Source organism: Nocardia sp. NPDC088792 (assembly GCF_044750615.1).
Taxonomy (GTDB): Bacteria; Actinomycetota; Actinomycetes; order Mycobacteriales; family Mycobacteriaceae; genus Nocardia.
Genome location: NZ_JBIVKC010000005.1, coordinates 564,030 through 580,944 on the forward strand (window position 1 = coordinate 564,030; position 16,915 = coordinate 580,944).

Annotated in this window: 15 protein-coding genes; 4 read left to right on the plus strand and 11 right to left on the minus strand. The window is 68.9% G+C overall.

Annotated features, from left to right (window positions below; translation table 11 throughout):
* Positions 1 to 115: 115 nt before the first annotated feature.
* From rlmB to carD, 5 genes are all read right to left on the minus strand, one after another.
* Positions 116 to 1,099, minus strand: a complete 984-nt coding sequence (rlmB, locus tag ACIP5Y_RS34805; RefSeq protein WP_400356632.1) for a 23S rRNA (guanosine(2251)-2'-O)-methyltransferase RlmB — start codon at positions 1,097 to 1,099, stop codon at positions 116 to 118.
* 592 nt (positions 1,100 to 1,691) lie between these two features.
* Entirely contained in the window at positions 1,692 to 3,092 is a 1,401-nt protein-coding gene (gene cysS, locus ACIP5Y_RS34810; protein ID WP_400356633.1) for a cysteine--tRNA ligase, read from the minus strand.
* 110 nt (positions 3,093 to 3,202) lie between these two features.
* A complete protein-coding gene (gene ispF, locus ACIP5Y_RS34815; protein WP_400356947.1) occupies positions 3,203 to 3,670 on the minus strand; it encodes a 2-C-methyl-D-erythritol 2,4-cyclodiphosphate synthase in 468 nt (155 codons plus the stop codon).
* Between the two features lie 14 nt (positions 3,671 to 3,684).
* Entirely contained in the window at positions 3,685 to 4,428 is a 744-nt protein-coding gene (gene ispD, locus ACIP5Y_RS34820) for a 2-C-methyl-D-erythritol 4-phosphate cytidylyltransferase (RefSeq protein ID WP_400356634.1), read from the minus strand.
* Between the two features lie 2 nt (positions 4,429 to 4,430).
* Entirely contained in the window at positions 4,431 to 4,919 is a 489-nt protein-coding gene (gene carD / locus ACIP5Y_RS34825) for an RNA polymerase-binding transcription factor CarD (RefSeq protein WP_019931623.1), read from the minus strand.
* 463 nt (positions 4,920 to 5,382) lie between these two features.
* Between carD and ACIP5Y_RS34830 the strand changes: the two genes are divergently transcribed.
* The 3 genes from ACIP5Y_RS34830 (at position 5,383) to disA (ending at position 8,839) form a co-directional block, all read left to right on the plus strand.
* A complete protein-coding gene (locus ACIP5Y_RS34830; RefSeq protein ID WP_400356635.1) occupies positions 5,383 to 6,027 on the plus strand; it encodes a hypothetical protein in 645 nt (214 codons plus the stop codon).
* A 278-nt stretch (positions 6,028 to 6,305) separates the two neighbouring features.
* Positions 6,306 to 7,706, plus strand: a complete 1,401-nt coding sequence (gene radA / locus ACIP5Y_RS34835; protein ID WP_400356636.1) for a DNA repair protein RadA — start codon at positions 6,306 to 6,308, stop codon at positions 7,704 to 7,706.
* A gap of 14 nt (positions 7,707 to 7,720) precedes the next feature.
* Positions 7,721 to 8,839, plus strand: a complete 1,119-nt coding sequence (gene disA, locus ACIP5Y_RS34840; protein WP_400356637.1) for a DNA integrity scanning diadenylate cyclase DisA — start codon at positions 7,721 to 7,723, stop codon at positions 8,837 to 8,839.
* A 6-nt stretch (positions 8,840 to 8,845) separates the two neighbouring features.
* On the opposite strand, the gene ACIP5Y_RS34845 is transcribed toward disA, so the two are convergent.
* Both ACIP5Y_RS34845 and ACIP5Y_RS34850 read right to left on the minus strand, forming a co-directional pair.
* Complete coding sequence (locus tag ACIP5Y_RS34845; protein ID WP_400356638.1) at positions 8,846 to 9,514, minus strand: hypothetical protein; 669 nt, start codon at positions 9,512 to 9,514, stop codon at positions 8,846 to 8,848.
* A 236-nt stretch (positions 9,515 to 9,750) separates the two neighbouring features.
* A complete protein-coding gene (locus tag ACIP5Y_RS34850) occupies positions 9,751 to 10,374 on the minus strand; it encodes a carbonic anhydrase (protein WP_400356639.1) in 624 nt (207 codons plus the stop codon).
* A gap of 132 nt (positions 10,375 to 10,506) precedes the next feature.
* Here ACIP5Y_RS34850 and ACIP5Y_RS34855 point away from each other — a divergent pair, with 132 nt between their 5' ends.
* Positions 10,507 to 11,439: an A/G-specific adenine glycosylase gene (locus ACIP5Y_RS34855; RefSeq protein ID WP_400356640.1), complete on the plus strand. Its 933-nt coding sequence runs from the start codon at positions 10,507 to 10,509 to the stop codon at positions 11,437 to 11,439.
* A 13-nt stretch (positions 11,440 to 11,452) separates the two neighbouring features.
* Here ACIP5Y_RS34855 and ACIP5Y_RS34860 read toward each other — a convergent pair whose 3' ends face one another.
* The 4 genes from ACIP5Y_RS34860 to otsB form a co-directional block, all read right to left on the minus strand.
* A complete protein-coding gene (locus ACIP5Y_RS34860; protein WP_400356641.1) occupies positions 11,453 to 12,331 on the minus strand; it encodes a metal ABC transporter permease in 879 nt (292 codons plus the stop codon).
* Positions 12,328 to 13,224, minus strand: coding sequence for a metal ABC transporter ATP-binding protein (locus ACIP5Y_RS34865; RefSeq protein WP_400356642.1), 897 nt, complete (start codon positions 13,222 to 13,224; stop codon positions 12,328 to 12,330). The genes ACIP5Y_RS34860 and ACIP5Y_RS34865 overlap by 4 nt, the downstream gene beginning before the upstream one ends.
* Before the next feature lie 2 nt (positions 13,225 to 13,226).
* Positions 13,227 to 14,147: a metal ABC transporter solute-binding protein, Zn/Mn family gene (locus ACIP5Y_RS34870; protein WP_400356643.1), complete on the minus strand. Its 921-nt coding sequence runs from the start codon at positions 14,145 to 14,147 to the stop codon at positions 13,227 to 13,229.
* Between the two features lie 164 nt (positions 14,148 to 14,311).
* Positions 14,312 to 16,882, minus strand: coding sequence for a trehalose-phosphatase (gene otsB / locus ACIP5Y_RS34875; protein ID WP_400356644.1), 2,571 nt, complete (start codon positions 16,880 to 16,882; stop codon positions 14,312 to 14,314).
* Between the last annotated feature and the right edge of the window lie 33 nt (positions 16,883 to 16,915).

A 16,915-nucleotide genomic window follows, 5' to 3' on the forward strand; every position in this document is an offset into this window, starting at 1 on the left:
GCCGATGCCGTCAACGGCATTGGCGCGCAATCGCATTCACCTACCGGTCAGTCGACTCTTCAGTCGGAAGCGGTGTGCGGCAGCGGTGGATCGGCGTGCTCTCCGGCCGGTGGCCTCAGATGCGGCGCTGGCGAGCCACCTCGGCCAGGACCACGCCCGCGGCGACCGACGCATTGAGCGATTCGACCGGACCCGCCATCGGGATGCTGAGGATCGAGTCGCAGGTTTCGCGGACCAGCCGGGACAGGCCCTTGCCCTCCGAGCCGACGACGATGACCGTCGGTGCGGTGCCGTCGAATTCGTCGAGGGTGGTATCGCCGCCCGCGTCCAGGCCGACGATCTGATAGCCCTTGCTCGCCCAATCCTTCAGGGTGCGAGTCAGATTGGTGGCGCGCGCGACGGGCAGCCGGGCGGCCGCGCCCGCACTGGTCCGCCAGGCGACGGCGGTGACGCTGGCGCTGCGGCGCTGCGGGATCACCACGCCCTGCCCGCCGAACGCCGCGACCGAGCGAACGACCGCGCCCAGGTTGCGCGGGTCGGTGATGTTGTCCAGCGCCACCAGCAGTGCCTGCCCGCCATCGGCATGGACACGGTCGACCAGGTCGTCCGGATGCGCGTAGCGGTAGGGCGGCACCTGCAGCGCCAGGCCCTGATGCATGGCGTTGTTGCTCATGCGGTCGAGGTCGGTGCGCGGGAGTTCCAGGATCGAGATACCGGTGTCGGCGGCGATCTTCACCGATTCGGTGAGCCGGTCGTCGTTCTCGGTGCCGACGGCCACGTACAGCGCGGTGGCGGGCACGCCGGCGCGCAGGCATTCGACCACGGGGTTACGGCCGAGCACCAGCTCGGGTCCCTCACCGTCCTTGCGTCCGACCGTCGGCCGGCTCGCATTGCGCGCCCGCGTGGTCGCGGTCGCGGCGTCCGCCTTGGCCCGCAGTTTCGCGCGCTTCGCCGCGGCGTGATAGGTCCGGTCCTCCGCCTTGGGCGTCGCACCCTTCCCCTCGAGCCCGCGCCGGCGCTGCCCGCCGGACCCGACGGTCTGCCCCTTCTTGGACCCCGTCTTGCGGGTCGCACCGCGCCGCTGTGAATTGCCTGCCATCACTTCGCCTTCCGTGTCACGCGGGTAACCCGCTTCGCACCGGCCGCGGGACGTACCCGCTCCGATCGATCATGCGGGAGACCTGCCTCCGGTCGGCGCAGCGAACGGCTGCGCCCTGTCCGTGTCCACGCCGCCCGGGAGCAGCGCGCGGAGTCTCGCCCGGCCGTAACCGTTCGTGACTCCATTCCCGCCGCCGCGGCGGCGAGTTCGAACCTCCCGATGCCGTCCGGGCTCGCGAAGTCCGTGCCGCCACGTTGGCGGCGAGGGTGGCCTCTGTCGCCGTGTTGTCGCGAGGAGTTCGTCCCGCCGCGTGGGCGGCGATCCGGACTCCGCGCGGCCGTGGGGCTGCGAGAGGTCCCGCGCCGAGACGCGGCGGGCCGGAACTCGTCGCGGCCGCACGGCAGCCCGAGGTCCGTTCCGCCGCACTGCGGCGCGGGGATTCCGCGCGCGCCCGGGGCGGCGCGGTGAATTCCGTGCTGTCGCGAGGCAATACGGCGGGGCCGCGTTGCTCCGGGGCAGCGTGTGTGCCGGCGCGAGCCGGCTCCGGGTCCGTCTCGCCGGGGCGAGGCGGGTTCCGCCGAAGCGGAAGAGTTCACCTATTGTCCTTGGTCAGCGTCCACTCGGGGCCCTGCGGGGTGTCGGTGACCTCGACGCCCGCGGCCTTGAGGCGGTCGCGGACCTGGTCTGCGATGGTCCAGTCCTTGGCGGCGCGGGCCTGCTGACGGCGGTCGAGTTCGGCGCCGATGAGCACGTCCAGGGCATGTTGCGCATTGGTGGAGTCGGCGGGGGTGGCCCAATGCGGGTCCAGCGGGTCGACGCCGAGGACGCCCAGCATGGCCCGCACCTGGGTGGCGTGCGCCCGGGCGGCCTCCAGGTCTCCGGCCTCGAGCGCGCTGTTGCCCTCGCGCACGATGCGATGAATCTCGGCCAGCGCCTTGGGCACTCCGAGGTTCTCGTTCAGCGCTTCGGCGAAGGCGTCGGTCCAGGTGCCGACCGGCACCTCGCCGGCCCGCTCGATGGTCCGCTGGATGAACGCCTCGACGCGCTGGTAGCCGGCGGCCGCTTCGGTGAGCGCCTGATCCGAGTACTCCAGCATGGATCCGTACTGGGCGCTGCCCAGGTAGTAGCGCAGTTCGACGGGCCGCACGCCGACGCGTTCCAGCACGGCGGGGACGGACAGCGTATTGCCCAGCGACTTGGACATCTTCTCGCCGCTCAGCGTCACCCAGCCGTTGTGCAGCCAGTAGCGGGCGAACCCGTCCCCGGCCGCGCGCGACTGCGCGATCTCGTTCTCGTGGTGTGGGAAGACCAGATCCATTCCGCCGCAATGGATGTCGAATTCCGGTCCGAGATAGAACTCGGCCATGGCGGAGCATTCCAGATGCCAGCCGGGCCGGCCGGGTCCCCACGGCGACGGCCAGCTGGGTTCGCCGGGCTTGGCGGCCTTCCACAGCGTGAAGTCGCGCGGATCCTTCTTGCCCTGCCCGGCGCTCTCGCCCTGATGCACGTCGTCGAGCTTGTGCCCGGACAATTTGCCGTAGTCGGGGAAGCTGAGCACATCGAAGTAGACATTGCCCTCGGACGGGTACGCGTGCCCGCGTTCGATGAGCCGTTCCATCATGTCTACCATCTGCGTGATGTGCCCGGTGGCCCGCGGTTCCGCGGACGGCGGCAGCACGCCGAGGGTGCCGTAGGCGCGGTCGAAGGCCCGCTCGTGGGTGGCGGCCCACTCCCACCAGGGCCGGCCGTGCTCGGTGGCCTTGTGCAGGATCTTGTCGTCGATATCGGTGACATTGCGGATGAACGCGACGTCGAAACCGTTGGCGCCCAACCACCTTCGCAGTACGTCGAAGGCGACGCCACTGCGCAGATGCCCGATATGAGGTTCGCCCTGCACCGTGGCGCCACACAGGTACACCGAAGCGTGGCCGGGGACCAGCGGCGTGAAGTCACGCAGGGTCCGCGTCTCGGTGTCGAAAAGGCGCAGAGTCACGACAGAGCATCCTAGTTGTCGATAAATGTGGGTTTACGGGCGGATACGGCTTCGGGAAGGGCCGTCACACAATCTGTGTTGCGGACGCGCCGCGGAACGATCGTGAATTGTCAGGAACGACAACACAGCAGGGCGGTGGCGACCGCCGCCACGCCTTCGCCGCGGCCGGTGAGTCCGAGGCCGTCGGTGGTGGTGCCGGACACCGAAACCGGCGCCCCCAGAATTTCACCGAGTACCTTTTGCGCTTCGGCGCGTCGCGGTCCCATCTTGGGCCGATTGCCGATCACCTGCACGGCGGCGTTCACGATCACGTACCCGGCGTCGTCGAGCAGCCGCCGGACTTCCTCCAGCATGGCCGCCCCGGAAACGCCTTCCCATTCGGGACGCCCGGTGCCGAAGACCGCGCCGACATCGCCGAGTCCGGCGGCGGACAGCAGGGCGTCGCAGAGCGCGTGCGCGGCGACATCACCGTCGGAGTGCCCGGCGCAGCCGCTGTCGCCTTCGAAGAGAAGTCCGGCCATCCAGCAGGGCCGGCCGGGCTCGATGGGGTGTACATCGCTGCCGATTCCGGTGCGCAGAGCCATCGGATCGATCACGGAGCCGTCACCGCCTCGCGTGTCGTGTCCAGTCCCCCGGCAATGTCGGCGGGGTCACGCTGGGCGGCAAGCGTATTCGCGAGGACCAGATCCAGCGGTGTGGTGATCTTGAAGGCCAGGGCGTCGCCGGGCACGGTCTGCACGGTCGTACCGAGCATCTCCACCAGTCCGGCGTCATCGGTCGCCTGGGTGCCGGTGGCGTAGGCCGAGCGCAGCAGTCGCGCGTCGAAGCCCTGCGGAGTCTGCACGGCGCGCAGCCCGGAGCGATCGGGGGTGCCGGTGACCGCGCCCGTCGCATCCACGGACTTGATGGTGTCGGAGACGGGCAGGGCGGGCACCACGGCCCGCGCGCCCGCACGCAGCGCGGCGACGACACGAGTGATGAGGGCGGGCGGGGTGAGGGCGCGCGCGGCATCGTGCACGAGCACGAAGTCGGCGTCCGGCGCGGCGTCGAGCCCGGCCCGGACGGAATCGGTGCGCTCGGCGCCGCCCGTCACGACGTGTACCGGGACGGCGGACGCCGGCAGCAGTGCGCGGGTCGCGTCGACGAGTTCGGCGGGCACCATAACCACAACCTCGTCGACCGACCCGGAGGCGATCAAGCCCTGGATCGCCCAGGTGAGCATGGGACTGCCGCCGACGTGGACGAACGCTTTCGGCTTGCTTTCACCGAGGCGAACACCCATGCCGGCGGCAGGAACCAGCGCGACGACACGATCGTCGCCGGTTGATCTGTTCACGGTCAGGACGCCGCGGCGAGAACCTCGTCCAGCAGGGTCTCGGCCTTGACGTCGTCGGTACCTTCGGCGAGCGCGAGCTCACCGACGAGGATCTGACGGGCCTTGGCCAGCATCCGCTTCTCACCGGCGGAGAGGCCGCGGTCCTGCTCACGACGCCACAGGTCGCGGACGACCTCGGCCACCTTGTTCACATCGCCGGAGGCGAGCTTCTCGAGGTTGGCCTTGTAGCGGCGAGACCAGTTTGTCGGCTCTTCGGTGTGCGGAGCCCGCAGCACCTGGAAGACTCGGTCCAAGCCTTCTTGTCCGACAACATCGCGGACGCCGACGTACTCGGCATTCTCCGCGGGAACCCGAACGGTCAGGTCGCCTTGTGCGACCTTCAGGACCAGATACTCCTTTTGTACACCCTTGATGGTGCGGGTTTCGATAGCTTCGATCAGCGCCGCTCCGTGGTGGGGGTAAACGACGGTGTCTCCGACCTTAAAAATCATGTGTCCCGTGCCCCTTTCGATGTTCACAGTTTAACATGCGACTCGGTAACGGCGCGATCAACGGCGCAGGTCAGGGCCACAACGAGGCGGCGGCGGGGGTTGACAGAACGCGAATCGTGTGCATCTTGTTGTGGCATAAGGGGATACCGCTCAGTTCTGTCGGGACGCATATGCGACTGCGCACTCTGCATACGCAACTGCGCACCGCCCATAAACGGCAATGCATCGGATTGCGGCGACGCGCGAGGGCTCATCGATTTCGAGATCACTTGACAAGCCCCCCGGAATCCGGCGCCGCCGGGAAGACATCCAACGGTGTGTCGGGCCCGCGCGCGTCGCCGACGGCTCATCCAGCGCGCCACTTCCGACACACCGCCCGCGTGTAGGGGGCCGGGAGACACGGATTACTCTCTTTGACTACTACTCTCCATAGTGGAGTGAGCCGGTCGACATGGAGGACCCCGTGACTGCCCTGAAAGCCACCACAGCGTCGCAGGCGCCGCGGCGAGCCGCGATGAAGATGCAGCGGCGTGCTCTTGCAGGTATCGCGCTCGCCGCGGGCGCCGTCATCGCCCTGACGGGGTGCGGCGCCGGTCAGGTTTCACAGACCGCGAGCCAGGTCGCGGCGGTCAACGGCAATGCCGCGAATGTCGGCCAGGTGGCGCTGCGTGACGTGCGCTTCCTGCTGCCGCAGAGCGAGCAGTACGACAACGCGAAGGGCGGCACCGCGGTGCTGGCCTTCAGCGCCGTGAACTTCAGCGACGTCAAGAACGACGAGCTCGTCAGCATCAGCACCGATCTCGGCCAGGTGAGGTTCACCGGCGACAAGACCATCAAGACCCATCAGACGCTGGTCGCGAACCTGCCCAAGAAGGGTGATGCCGCGGCGGGCAGCGCCGAGGCGGTGAGCGATCAGGCCAACGACCCGAACGCGGCCCCGCTGCTCATCGAGGTCACCGGCCTGACCCGGGACGTGACCCCGGGCCTGACCTACCCGCTCACCTTCAACTTCAAAGAGGCCGGCACGGTCGTCGTGAACGTCCCGGTCGACGCCGGGCCCGAGGCCCAGCGCGCCGAGCCCTCGCAGTCGGCGAGCGCCCAGCACTGAGCCGGACCGAATCCCGCACTCCCGCACCCGCTTCGGACCTTCCGAGGCGGGTGCGGTGTTTTTGGCCCCTCCGCTTCGCTCCGGGGCGGGTTCGCGGCACTGAGTCTCGATTCTTCCCTCCCTCCGCTCCTCCGCTTCGCTCCCCCGCTCCACTCGGTCCAGAATCGAGACGGCCGCGAACCTTGGGAGTTCCCGTCTTTGAGGTGGGGCGGCGGCGTAGCACGGGTGACGGGGTGGCGCAGGGTGTTTCTGTCACTGCTGGTGGATAGGCTGCCCGCGTGGCCAAGGTGAAGTCGTTGTACCGGTGTGCGGACTGTCAGCACGAGGTCGCCAAATGGGTTGGGCGGTGCCCGGATTGTGCGGGGTGGGGCACTATCGAGGAGGTGTCGGCCTCGGCGTCGGGGGTGGCCGTGGGGCGGCGGGCGATGTTGCCGAGTACGGCGGCGGCGCCGATCTCGAGCATCGACTCGAATACGACGCAGGCGCGGGGGACGGGGGTGTCGGAGCTGGATCGGGTGCTGGGGGGCGGCATCATTCCGGGGTCGGTGGTGCTGTTGTCGGGGGAACCGGGGGTGGGGAAGTCGACGTTGTTGCTCGAGGTGGCGCATCGGTGGGCGCGGGCGCGGGACGAGATCGCGCTGTACGTGACCGCGGAGGAGTCGGCGGGGCAGGTGCGGCTGCGGGCCGACCGCACGGGCGCCGTGCACGAGAAGGTCTATCTGGCCGCGGAATCGGATCTGGCGACGATTCTGGGGCATGTGGAGCAGGTGCAACCCTCACTGCTGGTGGTGGACTCGGTGCAGACCATGCTGGCGGGGGATGTGGACGGCGTGATCGGCGGTGTCACGCAGGTGCGTTCGGTGACGGCGGCGCTCACCTCGCTGGCCAAGGCGAGCGGTATCGCGGTGCTGCTGGTCGGGCACGTCACCAAGGACGGTGCGGTGGCCGGCCCGCGCACGCTGGAGCATCTGGTGGACGTGGTGCTGCAGTTCGAGGGTGACAAGCATTCCGCGCTGCGCATGGTGCGCGGCATCAAGAACCGTTTCGGCAGCACCGACGAGGTGGGCTGTTTCGAGATGCGGGAGGCCGGAATCGTCTGTGTGGACGATCCTTCCGGGCTGTTCCTGCATCACCGCGGGACCTCGGTGCCGGGCACCGCGGTCACGGTCGCCATGGACGGTAAGCGGCCCATGCTGGGCGAGGTGCAGGGCCTGACGGTGGAGACGCAGGCGCCCGCCCCGCGCCGCGCGGTGAGCGGGCTGGACTACAACCGGGTTTCGATGGTGCTGGCCGTGCTGCAGAGCCGCGGCGGCATCTACGTCGGCAAACAGGATGTGTACGCGGCCACGGTGGGCGGTATGCGCCTGACCGAGCCGGCCGCCGATCTGGCTGTGGCGCTTGCCATCGCGAGCGCGAGCGCGGATCAGGCGCTGCCGCCGGGCATGGTGGTGCTGGGCGAGGTGGGCCTGGCCGGTGAGGTGCGGCAGGTGACGGGCCTGACGCGCCGGCTGGCGGAGGCGGAGCGGCTGGGGTTCACCGAGGCGCTGGTGCCGACGGGCGTGGAGCGCACGGGCCGCAAGATGACCCTGCGCGAGGTGCCGGATCTCCGTGCGGCGCTGGCCGTCACGGGGCTGCGGCAGCGCCGCCGGGCGCATACGCCGGTGGAGGCTGCGGAGTAGTGGCGGGGAAATGGATGACGGGTCTGCTGGGGCGTTCCGTCGCTGGTACGGGGCGTGCGACCGATATTGCCGGAGGGCAGGAGAATTCGTCCGCGGCAGTGCGCGCGGTGATCGCGCGACTTGTTCCCGGAACGCAATTGCGGGACGGTGTGGATCGCATTCTGCGTGCGGGTGGCGGCGGTCTCGTGGTGCTCGGTTATGACGAACGCGTGGAACACATCTGCGACGGAGGATTCGAATTGGATGTCGAATTCGCGCCGACCCGATTGCGTGAATTATCGAAAATGGATGGCGCCGTGGTGCTTTCCACGGACGGTTCCCGCATTGTGCGCGCGAATGTGCATCTGGTCCCCGATCCGGCGTTGCCGACGGTGGAATCCGGGACCCGGCACAAGGCCGCCGAACGCACTGCGGCACATACCGGTTATCCGGTGATTTCGGTGAGCCGATCGACGGGTTTGGTGACCGTCTATGTGAACGGCGCCCGGCATCTGGTGCAGGATTCGCCGACAATTCTTTCCCGCGCGAATCAGGCGATGGCGACGTTGCAGCGCTACCGGTTCCGGCTGGACGAGGTGACCCGGCGGCTCTCGGAGCTGGAGGTCGACGACTTCGCGACGCTGCGCGAGGTGCTGACGGTGCTGCACTGCCTGGAGCTCATGCGCCGTACGGCGGGTGAGATCGAGGAGGATGTGCTGGAGCTCGGGACGGACGGGCGGCAGCTGGCATTGCAGCTGACCGAATCGACCGCGGACACCGAGAATCTGCGCCGGCTGCTGGTGCGTGACTATCTGGTGGCCGAGGTCGCGGGTGAGCCGGAGGCGGATCGCGCCCTGGCGCGGTCGGACGCGCTGGCCGACGCCGAGCTGCTGGAGCTGGCGAATCTGGCTCCCGCCCTGGGGTATCCGGCCACGGTGGAGGCCCTCGACACGGCGGTCGCGCCGCGCGGCTACCGTTTGCTGGCCCAGATTCCGCGTGTGCCCTTCCGTAAGGTCGAGCCGCTGGTGCAGGCCTTCGGCGGCCTGCGTGCCCTGCTGGAGGCGACACAGGCCGATCTGGAGGCGGTGGACGGCATGAATGCCCAACTGGCCCGCCGCATCCGGGAAGGCTTGGCGGGCCTCAGCCGATGGTGACGGGTGTCAGGTGATATTGAACGGCTCGGGGGCGCTCCGGACCGAACCCAGCTGTGCGACAACGGTGTACGGGCCTGGGGTGACCGGCACGCGCTCGCCCGCGCAGTTGGGCTGGGAGGTGGCGCCGGACCAGGTGACGGTGAAGGCCGCCTGCTGGCCCGGGTTCAGGGTGCGGACGTCGGGGGTCCCGTCGGGGAAGCAGTCGGTGCTGGACCACAGCCGGCGGGTGCCGTCGAGGGATTGCACGGCGACCTGCTGCAGCCCGGATCCCATATCGCGCTGGCAGGCGGCGCTGGAGATATTGGTGACGACGATGCCGAACACGGGCTGGTCGCCGGCCTTGTAGGTGGGCTGTCCGACGGTCACTTTCACGGCCAGCGACTGGTCGGGGCACTGGCCCTGGGCCGCGACGGGTGCGGCGCTGCCGCTGACGCTGCTGCCCGCGGGGTTGCTCGATTCCGGTGCGCCCGTGGAGCTTCCGGCGGGCTTGTTGGTGGGGCCGTTCGCGGAGGTGGAGGGTTTGGCGGCGGCCTTGTTGTCGCTGCTGCCACCGCCCTTCAGCAGTGCGAAGGCCGCCCAGATCACCAGCGCGAGGGCGACCACGAGGACGCCGATCGCCAGCAGGCGGCGGCGCCAGTAGATTTCCGGCGGCAGTGGTCCATTCGGTTCCAGCACGCTGACAACGGTAAGGGCACGGTCGGTATCACCCCGAGCAGGGTCTCGGCGTGTCGGCGTCTGAACAGCCCGGCCGCCAGGTACATTTCGCCGCTTTACGCTGGCCGGTGCGATATCGGCGGATGCTGAAAGGGCTCGGCCCACTGCAGCAGCAGTGGGCCGAGCCGGTCAGTGGTGGGGGTCGGCCGCGGCCCTGGAACGGGCGTGGCTCTGACGGATCGGTCCTGGTCCGGGGGTTAAGCGAGTTCGCCGATGTTGCCGATGACGCGGTGCAGGCGGATTTCGCCTTCGCCGAGGTTGTAGGTGACGCAGGCGATGGCGCATTCGCCGGTGGCGACGCGCTGGGAGATGATCATGGACCGCTGCATGAGCAGGCGGGCGGTCTCCTCGACGTGGCGGGCTTCGAGTTCGTCGACGGATTCCAGGCCTTCGCGGCGGCCGATGAGGATGGACGGGGTGACGCGTTCGACGACCGAGCGGATGAAGCCGCCGGGGACATTGCCGCCGTCGAGGGCGTCGATGGTGGCGGCGACGGCGCCGCAGCTGTCGTGGCCGAGGACGACGATGAGGGGCACGTTCAGTACCTGCACGCCGTACTCGATGGATCCGAGGACCGAGGAGTCGACGACGTGGCCGGCGGTGCGGACCACGAACATATCGCCCAGGCCCTGGTCGAAGATGATCTCGGCGGCGACGCGGGAGTCGCCGCAGCCGAACAGGATTGCCGAAGGCTGCTGGCCGCTGACGAGCTTGGCCCGGTCGACGGCGCCCTGGCTAGGGTGCTGCAACGTTCCGTTGACGAAGCGCTCGTTGCCCTCGCGCAGGGATTTCCAGGCACTGATCGGAGTGGAATGCGGCATGTGTCCCATTTTCCATAGCAGATTGGTTACCGGCCAGTCTGTGGCGTTACGGTCGGGCAAAGTCATCCCGACCGCGTGGTCGCGGGTGCTGGTGGGCCGGCCGGTACCGCACGGATACCGACGCCGCCGACCATGGATACCATCGCCGATGACAAACCGGGGGATTTCCCGGCGTTCCGGCCGCCGGGAGGAGGCGAAGTGGACAGCGACGTACTGATCGACTGGTATCGCGAGGCCGCGCGTGATCTGCCATGGCGCAAGCCCGGCGTGAGCGCCTGGCAGATTCTCATGAGCGAGATCATGCTGCAGCAGACCCCGGTGGTCCGGGTCGAGCCGATCTGGCGGGAGTGGGTGGCGCGCTGGCCGGTGCCCTCGGCCATGGCCGCCGCCCCGCAGGGCGAGGTGCTGCGCGCCTGGGGCAAGCTCGGCTACCCGCGCCGCGCGCTGCGCCTGCACGAGTGCGCTCAGGTGCTGGCCGCGGAGCACGGTGATGTGGTTCCCGCCGATGTGGAGGTGCTGCTGGGCCTGCCGGGCATCGGCGCGTATACGGCTCGTGCCGTGGCCTGTTTCGCCTATGGTCAGCGAGTTCCGGTGGTGGACACCAATGTTCGCCGGGTGGTGGCCCGTGCGGTGCACGGCCGCGCGGAGGCGGGTAATCCGGCGGCCCGCGATCTGGGTGAGACCGAGGCGCTGCTCCCGGCGAAGGTGGATCGTGCGGCGGTGTTCTCCGCCGCGCTCATGGAGCTGGGTGCGATGGTCTGCACGGCCCGCAACCCCGACTGCGGTAACTGCCCATTGCCGAAGTGCGCCTGGATAACCGCGGGCCGTCCGCCTTCGGATGTGGTCCGCCGCGTCCAGAAGTACGAGGGCACCGATCGTCAGGCCCGCGGCCGCCTGCTGGATGTGCTGCGCGGCGCCTCGGGTCCGGTGGAGCGGGTTCGCTTGGATCTGGCCTGGACTCGCGATCCCGGGCAGCGGGATCGCGCCCTCGACTCCCTGCTGGTTGACGGTCTCATCGAGCAGACCACGGACGGCTTGTTCGCCTTGGCGGGCGAAGGTAACTGACTTCGCCCGGACGTCAGGCCGTGACCAGTTTTCTGCGCCGGTTGCGGGTGCGGGAGCCGACGATGCGGCAGATCACGTAGATCGAGAACGAGATCGTGGTGACGAACGTCGAGATCGGCACGCCGGGGGCCAGTGACAGCAGAATGCCTCCGACAGCGGCGGTTTCGGCGAACACGATGGACAGCACCGCGACCTTGACCGGGCTGGCGGTGAGCTGTGCGGCCGCCGCCGCGGGTGTGATCAGCAGGGACAGCACCAGCAGGGCGCCGACGATCTGCACGCCGAAGGCGGCGGTGACGCCGAGCAGTACGGCGAAGACGATGGACAGCGCGCGCACCGGAACCCCGCGTGCCACCGCCACTTCCGGGTCGGAGCTGGCGAACAGCAGCGGCCGGTAGATGACGGCGAGCACGATCAGGACGGCGGCCGTGCAGGTGGCGAGCAGTCCGAGGCCGGTATTGCCGACGCTCACCACTTGCCCGGTGAGCAGGGAGAACTTCGAACCGGCGCGTTCGGGCCCGAGCCACAGGAACAGTACGGACAGGCCGAGGCCGAAGGACAGCACCACGGCGATGACCGAATCCCGTTCGCGGGCACGGGAACCCAGCAGGCCGAAGAGCACGGCCGCGACCACGGAGCCGATGATGGCGCCGACGCCCACGCCGATGCCGGCCAGCAGGGCGGCGGCCGCGCCGGTGAGGGACAGTTCGCTGGTGCCGTGCACCGCGAAGGACATCTGCCGGCTGATGATGAGCGGCCCGATGGCGCCCGCCAGGAGGCCGAGCAGGGCGGCGGCGAGCACCGCCTGCTGCACGAAGTCGTAGGACAGCAGGTTCACGGTGGTCGACACGTCGAACAGCTGTGTGAAGAGCGTGGACAGTTTGTCGATCATGCCTGCGCCCCATCATGTTTCGAGCCGAGCGCACTGTGTTCCGCGCCGAGCGCGTCGAGTGCGTCACCGGTGCCGACGACCACCAGCCGCCCGCGCACGCGCAGCACGTCGACCTCGGTGCGGTACAGCTCGGAGAGGGTTTCGGAGGTCATCACCTCGTCGGGGGTGCCGATCCGGAACTGTCCGTCGACCAGGTACAGCACTCGATCCACCAGGGGCAGTACGGGATTGATCTCGTGGGTCACGAACAGTACGGCGGTGTCGTGGGTGCGCCGCCGCCGGTCGATGAGTTCGGCGACGAGTCGCTGATTGGCGAGATCCAGGGAGAGCAGCGGTTCGTCGCACAGCAGCACCTTGGGGTCGCCGACGAGAGCCTGGGCGACCCGCAGCCGCTGTTGCTCGCCGCCGGACAGGGCATCCAGTGGGGCGTAGGCGTATTTCTCCGCGCCCACATCGGCGATGGCGGCCGCGACCTTGCCGCGGCGTTCCTTGCGCCCGCGGAAGCCGAGCCCCCAGCGGTGCCCGTCCACGCCGAGTCCGACCAGGTCGATGCCGCGCAGTTGCGCGCCGCCCTCGATGGTCTTCTGTTGCGGCACATATCCGATGGCCGGATTCCCGAGCCGGGTGGGCGCGCCGTCGATCTCGGCCGTGCCCGCGGAGAGTGCGAGCTGTCCGAGCAGCATGCGCATGAGCGAGGTCTTACCGGATCCGTTGGGCCCGAGTACCGCGATGAATTCGCCGGGCGCGATCTCCAGATCCAGTCCCTGCCACAGGGTTCGGTCGCCGAAGGACAATCGGGCGCCGGACAGCCGTACGGCCGGGGTGGTCACCCCGGCCGCCGGGCTGCCGGCGTTCGATGAAAGCGGTTCGACCGCAGCGGAATCCACGGTCATGACTAGGACAGCGCTTGCGCGAGCGAGTTGGCGTTCTGGGTCATCCAGTGCAGGAAGTCGGTGCCCTGCGGCAGGGTCTCGGTGACCTCGACGACGGTGACGCCGGCGTTCTTCGCGATGGTGCGGAGTTCCTGGGTGGTCTTGTCCTCGGTCTGGATGTTGTAGACGAGGGCGCGAACCTGCTTGTCGCGCAGCATGTCCCGCACGGCGGCGACATCGGCGGGGGCCGGGTCGGTGCCCTGTTCGATGGCTTCCTCGAAGGCGTGCGGGGTCTTGTCGACGGCCTTGGCGGCGGTCAGCATGTAGGCGGCCAGCGGTTCGGTCTGCAGGACCGGCTGGTTGGGGTGGTTCGCGGCGATCTGCTGCAGGGTGGTCTCGATGGGCTGCAGCGCGGTGGTGAAGGCGCCGGCCCGGTCGAGGTAGGCCTGCTTGTGGGCCGGGTCGAGCTGCCCGAGGGCGTCGGCGATGTGCGCGGCGACGTGGCCGACGGCGTGCATGTCGTACCAGATGTGCTCGTTGGCGTGCGCGTGCGTATCGGCGGCTACGGCGGGGCCGCCGTGGTCGTCGGAGCCGGCGATGTCGAAGGCGTTGACGGTGGTCTTGTTCTTGCCCGCGATGGCCTTGTCGATGAATTCGTCGTAGTCGCCGCCGTTGTAGACGATCAGGGTGGCGTCACTGATCTTGGCGGCGTCGGCGGGGGAGACCTCGAAGGAGTGCGGGTCGACCTTGGGATCGTTGATGATCGAGGTGACCTTGGCGTCGCCGCCGGCGACGGCCGAGGCGACATCGCCCCAGACGTTGGTGGAGGCGACGATGGTGATGCCGTCGGAATTCTTGCCGGTGCCGCAGGCGGTCAGGGTGGCCACGGTGGCGAGTCCTGCGGCAAGAACGGCGAATCCTCGGGCAAAGCTTCTGCTGGTCACTCGGTGGTACTCCTGGCACTACGACACTTAAAACGAAAATGATTGCCATTTGAATGTAGCGCAAGCGTCCAGTAGCCATGGCATCGCTACGGACGGATGTGGCGTGCAACACGGAAGGCCCGGGGAGCATTCCGCTCCCCGGGCCTTCCGTCGTCGATGAACCGCTACGTCAGCGCGGCGACCGGCTGACTCAGCAACTGGGCGCAGCGCAGCAGGCCGAGGTGGCTGTACGCCTGCGGGTGGTTGCCGAGTGAGCGTTCGGCGACCGGGTCGTACTCCTCGGAGAGCAGGCCGGTGGGCCCGGCCACATCGACGAGCTGAGCGAAGAGCGCCTCGGCGTCCTCGCGCTTGCCGATGAGCAGGTACGCCTCCACCAGCCAGGCGGCGCACAGGTGGAACCCGCCCTCACCGCCGGGCAGCCCATCGTCGTGGTGGTACCGGTAGACGGTGGAACCGCTGCGCAGTTCCGCCTCGGTCGCCACGACGGTGGCCGCGAACCGCGGATCGGAGGGTTCGATGAGCCCGCTCAGGCCGATGTGCAGGGTGGCCGCGTCGAGGTCCGTGCCGTCGTAGGCGGCGGTGTAGGACTGGACCTCTTCGTTCCAGCCCTGCACCTTCACCTCGTCGGAAATGGTGTCGCGCAACGCCTCCCAGTCCGGGTCGATGGGCCGCCCGAACTGCCGGGCCAGGGTGATGGCCCGATCCACCGTGAGCCAGCCCATGACCTTGGAGTACACGTGATGCCGCGGGTTGCCGCGGATCTCCCAGATGCCGTGGTCGGGTTCGCGCCAGCGCCGCTGTACGGCGGACACCATGGCGTGCACGAGTTCCCAATCCGGGTCCGGCAGCGCCTTTTTCGCATCGGTCATGCCCTTGCGCTCACGAGCGTGCGCGAGCTGGGAGATGAGGTCCACGATGGGCCCGAACACGTCCAGCTGCACCTGCATGTTCGCCGCGTTGCCGACGCGGACCGGCCGGGAGCCGGCGTAGCCGGGCAGCTGGTCGATGACGGCCTCGGGCGGCAGGGTTTCGCCGTAGAGGGTGTAGAGCGGGTGCAGGCGTTCGGGTCCCGGCAGGGTTTCCAGCACGCGGTGCACCCAGGCGAGCAGATCCTCGGCCTCGGCGAGCGAGCCCAGCGACACCAGCGCGGAGGCGGTGAGCGAGGCGTCGCGCAGCCAGCAGTAGCGGTAGTCCCAGTTGCGCACCCCGCCGATGTCCTCGGGCAGTGAGGTGGTGGCGGCGGCCAGGATGGATCCGGAGGGGGAGTGCACCAGCCCGCGCAGGGTGAGCGCGGACCGCTTCATGAGATCGGGCTTGAGCGGCGGCAGTTCGAGCCGGCTCGACCATTCCGCCCAGTACCGCTCGGCTTCCCGCCGGCGGTCCAGTTCGGGGGTCATGCAGGGTGCGAGATCGGAGGTGCCGCACCGCATTTCCAGCACGATCGGGCCCTGCGAGGGGTCCACGATGGCGCGGGCGGTGTGGTGGTTGCCCTCGTCGATGATCTCCCAGTCGACGCCGGGGGAGCGCAGCACGATGGGATCGTTGGTGCCCTGCACCTCGAGCCCGCCCGCGCGGTAGACCAGGCGCACCGGCACCTGACCGAATTCCGGCCGGGGTGCGAAGGTGACGACGGCCTTGACGTCGCCGATGATGACACGCGTCAGGTCGGTCCGTTCCGGCACCACGTCGTGCGCCAGGTAGTCGACGACCTGCAAACTGGCCCACCGGGTTTCGACGGTCATGGTGCCGTCGACGTACCGCTGCGAGAGCGGCAGGCCCGGGCGTTCGGGGTGGATGGTGAAGTGGCCGGCGCCGGGACCGCCGAGCAGGTGTGCGAACACTGCCGCGGAGTCGGGTTCGGGGTGGCACAGCCAGGTGATGGTGCCGTCGGGGGTGACCAGGGCCTTGGATCGCGGGCTGGCCAGCATGGTCAGCCGTTCGATTCGGGGGGCGCTGGCGCCCGCCAGCCAGGTGCGGCGTTCCTCGAGGAGGAAGGCCAGGCATTTGGAGACCTCTTCGGTGCTGCAAACCCGGTATTCGGCAAGGCTTTCGCCGTCGCCGACCTTGATGCCGACGTCCGGACCGGACAGTCGTATGAAGGCCTTCTCATCGGTCACGTCGTCACCGATGAACAGGGCGGCCGAGGCGCCCTGCTGATGCCGGACGATGTCGAGTGCCGCGCCCTTGTCGGTCTCGACGACCGCGAGTTCGATGACCTCTTTGCCCTCGGTGACCTGGATGCCGACCCAGCTGCCCGGACCCTGCCGCACCTGAACCAGTGCGCGACGGCCGATTTCGGGGCTGGCATTGCGGACATGCAGGGCCACGCTGGCGGGTTTGATCTCGATGCCCACGCCCGGGTTGTCCTGGGCGATTTGCGAGAGGGTGGTCTGCACCTCCTGCAGCAATTGTTTGGCGTCGTTGTCGATCGCGTGCACGAAGCCGACGTCGAATTCCGAACCGTGGCTTCCGATCAGCTGCACCTCGACGGGCAGCCGGGACAGCGCCGCGAGATCTCGCAGGGCACGCCCCGAGATCACGGCGGCCGTCGTACCGGTGAGGCCGGCGAGAGCGCGCAGGGCGCTCACCGACTCCCGGTGGGGATAGGCCTTGGTCGGGTCGGAGACGATGGGCGCGATCGTCCCGTCGTAATCCGATGCGACCAGCAGCCGTGGCACGCGGGCGATCGCCGACAACGCCCGGCGAAGTTCCAGTGGCAAATCCTGTGCGCTCACGCATCCAACCTAGTGATCGGAGGAGATTTTTCA